We start from the raw sequence: 8,637 nt of genomic DNA, 5'->3' as shown, positions 1-8,637 counted from the left end.
GCCGACATCACCGCCGACAAGCACATGGAAGGCGTCCGCCTCACCCGCTGGCTCCTCTCCCCCCTGCCGACGTTCCTCCTCTGGCGCCGCATGAAGCTGTGGGAACTGCGCTCCTACGACCAGGTCATCAAGCTGGAACAGGAACGCCTCGTCTACCGGGCCCGCCTGCGCTCCCGATTCGGCCGCGCCTGGCGCCGCAAGGCCCCCGTCGAGTCCCTGATGCCCCTGCGACTCGCCCGCTACGGCGTCCCCCTCGCCCAGACCGCCCCCGCGGGCCTGGCAGCGGCAGGCATCGAACCGGCCCTGCTGCCCCCGATCCCGGCCGAGGCACAGACGGCGCAGGCAGCACAGACCGACCCCACAGCGGCGGCCCCGGCCCTGGCGCCCTCCCACCAGGAGCCGCACGAGCTGCCCCCGGCCCCCGCACCCCAACAGCAGGAACAGCAACAGCCCCAACCTCAGCCCCAGCCCCAGCAGGCACAACAGCAGCCCCAACAGCAGGCAGAGGCGCTCGACGGCGACCAGAACCCCTGGTTCCGGCCGCCGCAGGAGATCGCGTACCAGGGCGGCTACGACCCGACGTACGACCCGTCGGAGCAGTACGCCGAGTGGTACGCGCAGCAGCAGCACGCCGAGCAGCACCAGGACCAGTACCAGGAGGAGCCCCCGGCCCAGGAGCCCTCTCCCGAGGAGACGGGTTCCTTCCCCATCCCGGTGGGCCCCGGCCGCAGCCGCGAGCTGGGCGAGGGCGGCGGCACCCCGGTCGTCGAACCGGACGAGGAGTCGTACTACCAGGTCTTCAAGCAGTCGATAAGCATGGGCGGTTATCCGACGCCGAGCCAGTTCAGCGACGACGTGGAGGCGACCTTCGGCGCCCCCGTCCTGGACGCCGAGGCCAAGCGCATGGTCATGCGCTTCCAGAACCGCCACGCGGCGGAACTGGAAGAGGACCACATCGCCTGACCCACCACCCGCGTACGACGGAGGGGGCGCCCGGTGCTGACACCGGGCGCCCCCTCCGTCGTGGAACCGGAAGCGGGGCCTACTCCCCGAGCAGGGACCGCACCCGCTCCTGGCCCACCGCGAGCAGCAGGGTGGGCAGACGCGGGCCGGTGTCACGGCCCACCAGCAGGTGGTAGAGCAGCGCGAAGAACGTCCGCTGGGCGGTCTTGATCTCCGGCGGCAGCTCCTTGGGCGTGGCGTCGGCGGAGAAGCCGGCCTGGACCTTGGGCACGCCGTAGACGAGGTGGGACAGCCCGTCCAGCGACCAGTGCGAGGCCAGTCCGTCCAGGAGCAGCCGCAGGGAGCCGCGCGCCTGCTCGTCGAGGGACTTCAGCAGTTCGGCGTCGGGCTCGGTGCGCACGATGGTCCGCTGGTCGGCGGGCACCTGGGTGTTGATCCACTCCTCGGCCCGGTCGAACCGCGGCCGGGCCTCGTCGAGGGAGCCGAGCGGGTGGGACGGGTCGAGCTCGGACAGGATCCGCAGGGCCTGGTCGGTGTGCCCGGCGGTGATGTCGGCGACGGAGGCGAGGGTCCGGTACGGCAGCGGCCGGGGCGTCCTCGGCAGCTCACCGCCGGCGGTGCCCACCGCGCGCGCGTGGGCGGCGACTTCGGCCGGCAGCGCGGAGCCTCCCCCGGAGCCGAAAGCCTGGGAGGTGCCCCCGGCGACCTTGGCGTCGAGCTTGTCCCACTCGTCGTAGAGCCGCTGGATCTCCTGGTCGAAGGCGATCTTGAAGGACTGGTTGGGCCGGCGCCGGGCGTACAGCCAGCGCAGGATCTGCGGCTCCATGATCTTCAGCGCGTCACCGGGGGTGGGCACACCGCCCTTGGAGGAGGACATCTTCGCCATGCCGCTGATGCCCACGAAGGCGTACATCGGGCCGATGGGCTGCTTCCCGCCGAAGATCCCGACGATCTGGCCGCCCACCTGGAAGGAGGACCCCGGGGAAGAGTGGTCGACACCGCTCGGCTCGAAGACCACGCCCTCGTACGCCCACCGCATCGGCCAGTCGACCTTCCAGACCAGCTTGCCGCGGTTGAACTCGTTCAGCCGCACGGTCTCGGAGAAGCCGCAGGCGGTGCAGGTGTACGTCAGCTCGGTGCTGTCGTCGTCGTAGGCGGTGACGGTGGTGAGGTCCTTCTCGCAGTTGCCGCAGTACGGCTTGTACGGGAAGTACCCGGCGCTCCCGGAGCTGCCGTCGTCCTCGCCGGCCGCGCCGGACCCCTCGGCGGCCTCCAGCTCGGCCTCGTCGACGGCCTTCTGCTGCTTCTTGGCCGGGGCCTTCTTGGTGCGGTACTGGTCGAGGATCGCGTCGATGTCCGCGCGGTGCCTGATCGCGTGCAGGATCTGCTCGCGGTAGACGCCGGTGGTGTACTGCTCGGTCTGGCTGATCCCGTCGAACTCGACGCCCAGCTCGGCGAGCGAGGCGACCATGGCGGCCTTGAAGTGCTCGGCCCAGTTGGGGTGGGCGGAGCCCTTGGGGGCCGGGACGGAGGTGAGCGGCTTGCCGATGTGCTCGGCCCAGGACTCGTCGACGCCGTCCACGCCGTTCGGCACCTTGCGGTAGCGGTCGTAGTCGTCCCAGGAGATCAGGTGCCGCACCTGGTGCCCGCGCCGCCGCATCTCGTCCGCGACGAGATGCGGGGTCATGACCTCGCGGAGGTTCCCCAGGTGGATGGGGCCCGAAGGAGAGAGCCCGGACGCGACGACGATCACCGGAGCGGCAGCGGCCGCTGTCACAGCGCCCGGGGCCCGACGCTCCGACTCCTCGATGACCTCATCCGCGAAACGGGAGACCCAGTCGGTGGTCTCGGTGCTCTGAGCCACGATCGGCACGTCCTCTTTCTGAAGGTGTTCCTGAAGTGTCCACACGGGCAGCCGGTACGGTCGCACGGCTGACGTTCCATTCTCCCAGACCACCTCGCGCCCAGGAAAACCGCTTTACGCACCGTGGGATACTGGGCGAGCCCACCTATTCCCACCAGGAGAACGGCACCCACTCCTATGGCCCCGGTCACGTCCCTCACCGCTTGCGTCAACGAGCGCCTCGCGTCCGCCCTCTCGGCTGCCCTGCCGGAGGCCGGTGCCGCCGACCCGCTGCTGCGACGTAGCGACCGGGCCGACTTCCAGGCCAACGGGATCCTGGCCCTCGCGAAGAAGGCGAAGGCGAACCCGCGGGAGCTGGCGACCCAGGTCGTCTCCCAGGTGGTCACCGGTGACCTGATCCAGGACATCGAGGTCTCCGGCCCCGGCTTCCTGAACGTCACGCTCACCGACCGGGCGATCACCGAGAACCTGGCCGCGCGGTACGCGGACCCGGACCGCCTCGGCGTGCCCTTCGCCGAGAACGCGGGCACCACGGTCATCGACTACGCCCAGCCGAACGTGGCGAAGGAGATGCACGTCGGCCACCTGCGTTCCGCGGTGATCGGCGACGCGGCGGTCCACCTCCTGGAGTTCACCGGCGAGACGGTGGTGCGCAGGCACCACATCGGCGACTGGGGCACCCAGTTCGGCATGCTCATCCAGTACCTGGACGAGCACCCGCACGAACTGGACCACAAGGGCACCGAGGACAGCGCGGTGTCGGGCGAGGAGGCGATGTCGAACCTCGACCGCCTCTACAAGACCGCCCGCAAGCTCTTCGACTCCGACGAGGAGTTCAAGACGCGGGCGCGCCGCCGGGTGGTCGACCTCCAGGCCGGCGACCCGCACACGCTGGCCACCTGGCAGAAGTTCGTCGACGAGTCGAAGATCTACTTCTTCTCCGTCTTCGAGAAGCTGGACATGGAGGTCCGGGACCCGGACATCGTCGGGGAGTCCGGCTACAACGACATGCTCGCGGAGACCTGCCGCCTCCTGGAGGAGTCCGGGGTCGCGGTCCGCTCCGAGGGCGCCCTCTGCGTCTTCTTCGACGACGTCAAGGGCCCGGACGGCAATCCGGTCCCCCTGATCGTCCAGAAGTCGGACGGCGGCTACGGCTACGCGGCGACCGACCTCTCCGCGATCCGCGACCGTGTCTTCCAGCTGAAGGCGGACACCCTCCTCTACGTCGTCGACGCCCGCCAGTCCCTCCACTTCAAGATGGTCTTCGAGACCGCCCGGCGGGCCGGCTGGCTGAACGACGACGTCACGGCGGTCCAGCTGGCCTTCGGCACGGTCCTCGGCAAGGACGGCAAGCCGTTCAAGACGCGTGACGGCGAGACGGTCAAGCTGGTCGACCTCCTCGACGAAGCCGTGGAGCGGGCCACGGCCGTCGTACGGGAGAAGGCCGAGAAGGTGGGCCTCGGCGAGCAGGAGATCGTCGAGAACGGCCGGTACGTGGGCATCGGGGCCGTGAAGTACGCGGACCTGTCGACCTCCGCCGTACGGGACTACAAGTTCGACCTGGACCAGATGGTCTCGCTGAACGGCGACACGTCCGTCTACCTCCAGTACGCGTACGCCCGGATCCGGTCGATCCTCCGCAAGGCGGGCGACGCCCGTCCGGCCGCCCACCCGGAGCTGGAGCTGCACGCGGCGGAGCGGGCGTTGGGCCTGCACCTGGACGCCTTCGCGGAGACGGTCGCGGAGTCCGCCGCCGAGTACGCCCCGCACAAGCTGACGGCGTACCTGTTCCAGCTGGCGTCGCTGCTGACCTCGTTCTACGACAAGTGCCAGGTCCTGAGCGACGACAACCCGACAGAGGTCGTCGAGAACCGTCTGCTGCTGGTCGACCTGACGGCCCGCACCCTGCACCGCGGCATGGATCTCCTGGGCATCAGGACGCCCGAGCGCCTCTGACCCACCACAGGTCGCGGCCCGTCCTCTCCCCCGCTGGGAGGACGGGCCGCGACGGTCTGTGCGGTCGGTCGGGTCAGCTCAGCACAGGTGACCCCAGTTGTTGGCGAAGTTCTTGAACGCGGCCTGGGTGCCCGATCCGGCGATCCCGTCGATCGCGCCCGTGTAACCCCAGCCGCCTTCCTTCAGCAGCCGCTGCAGCGCCTTGATCGTGCCGCTTCCGACGATCCCGTCGATCGCGCCGGCGTAGCCCCAGTGCGCCTGGAGGTTGCGCTGGAACGCCTTCCAGCTGTTGGTGCCGAGCAGCCCGTCGATCGCCCCGGTGTAACTCCAGTACTCGTTCAGCCAGCACTGGACGTTCTTGGCCTGCCCGTTGCTCAGGCCCAGGTTGACCACCGCGAGCGGCACGGCGGCCTCGGCCCGCGCGGCCGGCTTGGAGGCCGCGTCGGACGCGGCGAAGCTCGTGCTCGCCCCCGCCAGACTTCCGGCGACGATCCCGGCGACGGCGGTGACGCTGACGAGGGTCCTCGTCAGAGAATTCGAACGCATGCGTTTCCCTCTCGCTTCGTGCGGCTTCGGCAGATGCGGCGGCACCCGGCGGGTGGCCGGTCCGACACCAGGAGCATGCGGAGCGGGCGGTGAGGGCGGCCACGGTTGCCGCGGAAGTGACGTCATCGCGGGACGTCCCACCCGCCGGCCTGCGCAGACACCGTCCGGCAGGACGGTCCGGCGGGACGCCCACGACGGCTGTCAGTGGCGGCCCCTAAAGTCACCGGCATGGCGACACTTCCCAACCCCCTGCCGAGACTTGCGACCCTCGGCCTCGGTCTCCCGCCCGGGAGACTGGTCGACACGAAGCCCGGCGGCGCCCCCCTGCCCGAGCCGCTGTTCTGGTTCGCGGATCGGGCCCCGTCCCCCGGCGACTGGACCGCGCTGGCGGCCCCCGCGGCCCGCTTCGGCCTGCTGACCGTGCTCGTGGACACGGACGACGCCCATGGCGACGGCCCGGAGCGCTGGGGGCTGCGGCCCGAGCTGATGTCGTACCCCGGGGACCACGACGCCGAGGAGGTACTGGCGGAGTACTGGGAGGAGTACGCAGGGGAGGAAACCGACCCCACCCCGGCCGACCACCTCACCGAACACCCCCCGCACGACCACACGCTCGCCCCCTTCGGCCCGGACTGGCCCGGACTGGCCCCCGCCGGCGTGGAGGCCACCGGCCTGGAGGCCGCCGATCCGGCCGTCCGGGCGGCGGAGGTCGCCGACTCGGTGCGCGGCAGCCGGGGCTCCGCGGTCGGCCACCCGCGTCTCGCCCTGGTCCCGGCCCGCCGCTCCGCCGACATCCCGGCGGCGATCGGCTGGACGGGCCCGCTGAACCACGAGAACGACGTGGCCCGGCTGTGCGCGGTCCTGCGTTCCTGGGAGGACCGCTTCGGCATACGGGTGGTGGCGCTGACCCCCGCCACGCTCGTCGTCTCCGTGGCCGCCCCGCCGACCACCCCGGAGGAGGCCGAGGCGGTGGCCGCCGAGCACTTCGCGTTCTGCCCGGACACCATCCTGCAGAGCGACCTGACCGGCCTGTGCGCCTACGCCAAGACACTCATCGACGAACCCGTCTGGTCCTTCTGGTGGGACTGACCGGCCGCCCCCTCACGACAGCAGGGTGATCCCCTCCGGGGCCCGGATCCCGAACTCCTCGTCGAGGAGCCGCCGCGCCTCCTCCTCCATGACCTCGCGCTCCGCGACCGTGCCGTCGGCCCGGGTCTCGGTGAGGAGCCGGCCGTGGAGGAGGAGATGGCGGTCGGGAGTGCTCCGCTGCACGTAGAGCCGCTGGGTGAAGGGCGAGCGCGGGTTCGTCGCGATGTGCCAGTTGATGACGTCGAAGTCGGGCTTCTCGAACGGCTCCAGGGTGAACGCGTACTGCGCCTCCCACCGACCGACCGCCTCGCCCTTCCCCTCCGCGTACGCCTCCAGCACCCACGTCTCCAGCGGCCCCGGCCGGGCCGCGTGCACCAGCCGGTGCCGCCGCCCCGCGTCCCGGACCTCGTGCCCGGCCACCAGGGGCACCGGCTCCAGCAGCGCCCCGACCGCCCCGAAGCCGACGTCGGCCAGATACGGCTCCGGCTCACCCGGCACCTCGACGAGCAGGGCCATGTGCGTACGCGGCCGGCTCTCGATGCGGTCCGCGCCGACGACGACACGGGCGGCCAGCCGGGTCAGCCGGAAGTCCAGCGCCTCCAGGGCGAGCGCGAAGAGCGTGTTGTGCTCGTAGCAGTAGCCGCCGCGCCGGCTGTGCACCAACTTGCCCATGAGGTCGGCCGGTTCGAGGGAGGGAGCCACTCGGCGCAGGGCATCGAGGTTCTCGAACGGAATCCCCCGCAGATGCGCCAGATGGACACCCTTGAGCGTCACCAGGTCGGCGCGCGACGCCCCCTCCCACCCGACCCGTTCCAGGTAGGAGCCGAGATCGAACCCGGCACCGTCCACACCTCGCACGTTCCCCACGGCGTCAGTCATGCCCTCACCGTAGACACCCACCTCAGTCCCGTCGGTCCCGCAACCCCACCCCGAGCCTCCGCAGCCCCTCGCCGATCTCCTCCGGCGTCTGCGTCACGAAGCACAGCCGCAGGGTGGACCGGTCCGGTTCACCGGCGTAGAAGGGCGCACCCGGCACATAGGCCACGTCGTGCCGCACCACCCGCGCCAGCAGCTCCGTCGTGTCGTACGACGACGGCAGCCGGGCCCAGAGGAACATCCCACCCTCGGGACGGCTCCAGGTGGCCCCGTCCGGAAGCGCGTCCGCCAGCCCCGCGAGCATCGCGTCCCGCCGCTCCCGGTACACGCCGGCGACCCGCAGGACATGGGCGTCGAGGTCCCGGTCCGCGAGGTAGCGGGCGGCGGCGAGCTGGTTGACCGTCGGCGTGTGCAGATCGGCGGCCTGCTTGGCGACCACACAGGCCCGCCGCAACTCCTGCGGCGCCCGCAGCCATCCCAGCCGCAGCCCCGGCGCCATCACCTTGGAGAGGGACCCGAGCAGGACCGTACGGTCCTCCGCACCCGGACAGGACGCGATCCACGGCACCCGCTCCCCCTCGAAGCGCAGCTCACCGTACGGATCGTCCTCGACGACCCACACCCCCCGCCGGGCGGCCACGGACGCGAGGGCGGCCCGACGCCCGACCGGCAGCGTGCGGCCGGTCGGATTCTGGAAGGTCGGCACGGTGTAGAGCAGCTTGGGCCGCTCCCGCACCACCAGCTCCTCCAGCGCCACGGGGTCCAGCCCCTCCCCGTCCCCCGGCACCGCCACGACCCGGGCCCCCGCGAACCCGAAGGCCTGAAGGGCCGCCAGATAGCAGGGCCTCTCCACCAGAACCGTGTCCCCGGGCTCCACCAGCACGGTGGCGAGCAGGGAGAGCGCCTGCTGCGACCCGGTGGTGACCAGCACGTCGTCGGCGTCCGTGGGCAGTCCGCGCACGGACATCCGCCGCGCGAGCGCATCCCGCAGCCCGGGCTCGCCCTCGGTGGTGGAGTACTGCAGGGCCCGCGCGGGTGTCTCCGCGAGGACGGCCCGGTAGGCATCGGCGATCCCGGCCGCGTCGAACAGCTCCGGCGCCGGCAGGCCACCCGCGAAGTTGATCACCTCGGGGCGGGCGGTGACGGCGAGGATGTCCCGCACGGCCGACCCACCGACCGACCGCACCCGCGCGGCAAGCGGCGGCACGGCGGCGGACGGGAACGCGGACTCGACGACCGACATGACGGCTCCTTCGACGACGACCAGTGCCGCGCAGCCTAAGCACCTACATGCCACCTACAAACAGCTTCCCGAATCCCGGACACCCACCCGCCCCCTCGCC

General features: G+C 71.5%; 7 protein-coding genes. 3 read left to right on the top strand and 4 right to left on the bottom strand.

Annotated elements, in window-relative coordinates; all coding sequences use genetic code 11:
- A partial coding sequence (locus ACZ5VD_RS43475; protein WP_468686002.1) for a DUF2637 domain-containing protein occupies window positions 1-963 on the top strand: 963 nt, incomplete at its 5' end.
- A gap of 79 nt (window positions 964-1,042) precedes the next feature.
- Here the strand turns inward: ACZ5VD_RS43475 and lysS are convergent.
- Complete coding sequence (gene lysS, locus ACZ5VD_RS43470) at window positions 1,043-2,836, bottom strand: lysine--tRNA ligase (RefSeq protein ID WP_468686001.1); 1,794 nt, start codon at window positions 2,834-2,836, stop codon at window positions 1,043-1,045.
- Between the two features lie 168 nt (window positions 2,837-3,004).
- Here lysS and argS point away from each other — a divergent pair, with 168 nt between their 5' ends.
- Window positions 3,005-4,783, top strand: coding sequence for an arginine--tRNA ligase (gene argS, locus ACZ5VD_RS43465; protein ID WP_468547791.1), 1,779 nt, complete (start codon window positions 3,005-3,007; stop codon window positions 4,781-4,783).
- A 78-nt stretch (window positions 4,784-4,861) separates the two neighbouring features.
- On the opposite strand, the gene ACZ5VD_RS43460 is transcribed toward argS, so the two are convergent.
- Window positions 4,862-5,329 (bottom strand): peptidoglycan-binding domain-containing protein, encoded by a 468-nt coding sequence (locus tag ACZ5VD_RS43460; protein WP_468547792.1) that lies wholly within the window; start codon window positions 5,327-5,329, stop codon window positions 4,862-4,864.
- Between the two features lie 228 nt (window positions 5,330-5,557).
- Between ACZ5VD_RS43460 and ACZ5VD_RS43455 the strand changes: the two genes are divergently transcribed.
- Window positions 5,558-6,418 (top strand): DUF4253 domain-containing protein, encoded by an 861-nt coding sequence (locus ACZ5VD_RS43455; protein WP_468685999.1) that lies wholly within the window; start codon window positions 5,558-5,560, stop codon window positions 6,416-6,418.
- A gap of 12 nt (window positions 6,419-6,430) precedes the next feature.
- Here the strand turns inward: ACZ5VD_RS43455 and ACZ5VD_RS43450 are convergent, their stop codons facing one another.
- Both ACZ5VD_RS43450 and ACZ5VD_RS43445 read right to left on the bottom strand, forming a co-directional pair.
- A complete protein-coding gene (locus ACZ5VD_RS43450; RefSeq protein WP_468685998.1) occupies window positions 6,431-7,297 on the bottom strand; it encodes an arylamine N-acetyltransferase family protein in 867 nt (288 codons plus the stop codon).
- A 22-nt stretch (window positions 7,298-7,319) separates the two neighbouring features.
- Window positions 7,320-8,537, bottom strand: a complete 1,218-nt coding sequence (locus tag ACZ5VD_RS43445; protein ID WP_468685997.1) for an aminotransferase-like domain-containing protein — start codon at window positions 8,535-8,537, stop codon at window positions 7,320-7,322.
- Between the last annotated feature and the right edge of the window lie 100 nt (window positions 8,538-8,637).

The sequence above is a fragment of the Streptomyces sp. NPDC032822 genome, assembly GCF_055578825.1.
The sequence above is the reverse complement of the archived record's forward strand: the minus strand, read 5'-3'. Positions and strand labels throughout refer to the sequence as shown.

Bases quoted from the DNA above. Each gene is read 5' to 3' on its own strand.
- argS (WP_468547791.1), top strand. From the start codon at position 3,005: ATGGCCCCGGTCACGTCCCTCACCGCTTGCGTCAACGAGCGCCTCGCG.
- ACZ5VD_RS43460 (WP_468547792.1), bottom strand. From the start codon at position 5,329: ATGCGTTCGAATTCTCTGACGAGGACCCTCGTCAGCGTCACCGCCGTC.
- ACZ5VD_RS43455 (WP_468685999.1), top strand. From the start codon at position 5,558: ATGGCGACACTTCCCAACCCCCTGCCGAGACTTGCGACCCTCGGCCTC.
- ACZ5VD_RS43450 (WP_468685998.1), bottom strand. From the start codon at position 7,297: ATGACTGACGCCGTGGGGAACGTGCGAGGTGTGGACGGTGCCGGGTTC.
- ACZ5VD_RS43445 (WP_468685997.1), bottom strand. From the start codon at position 8,537: ATGTCGGTCGTCGAGTCCGCGTTCCCGTCCGCCGCCGTGCCGCCGCTT.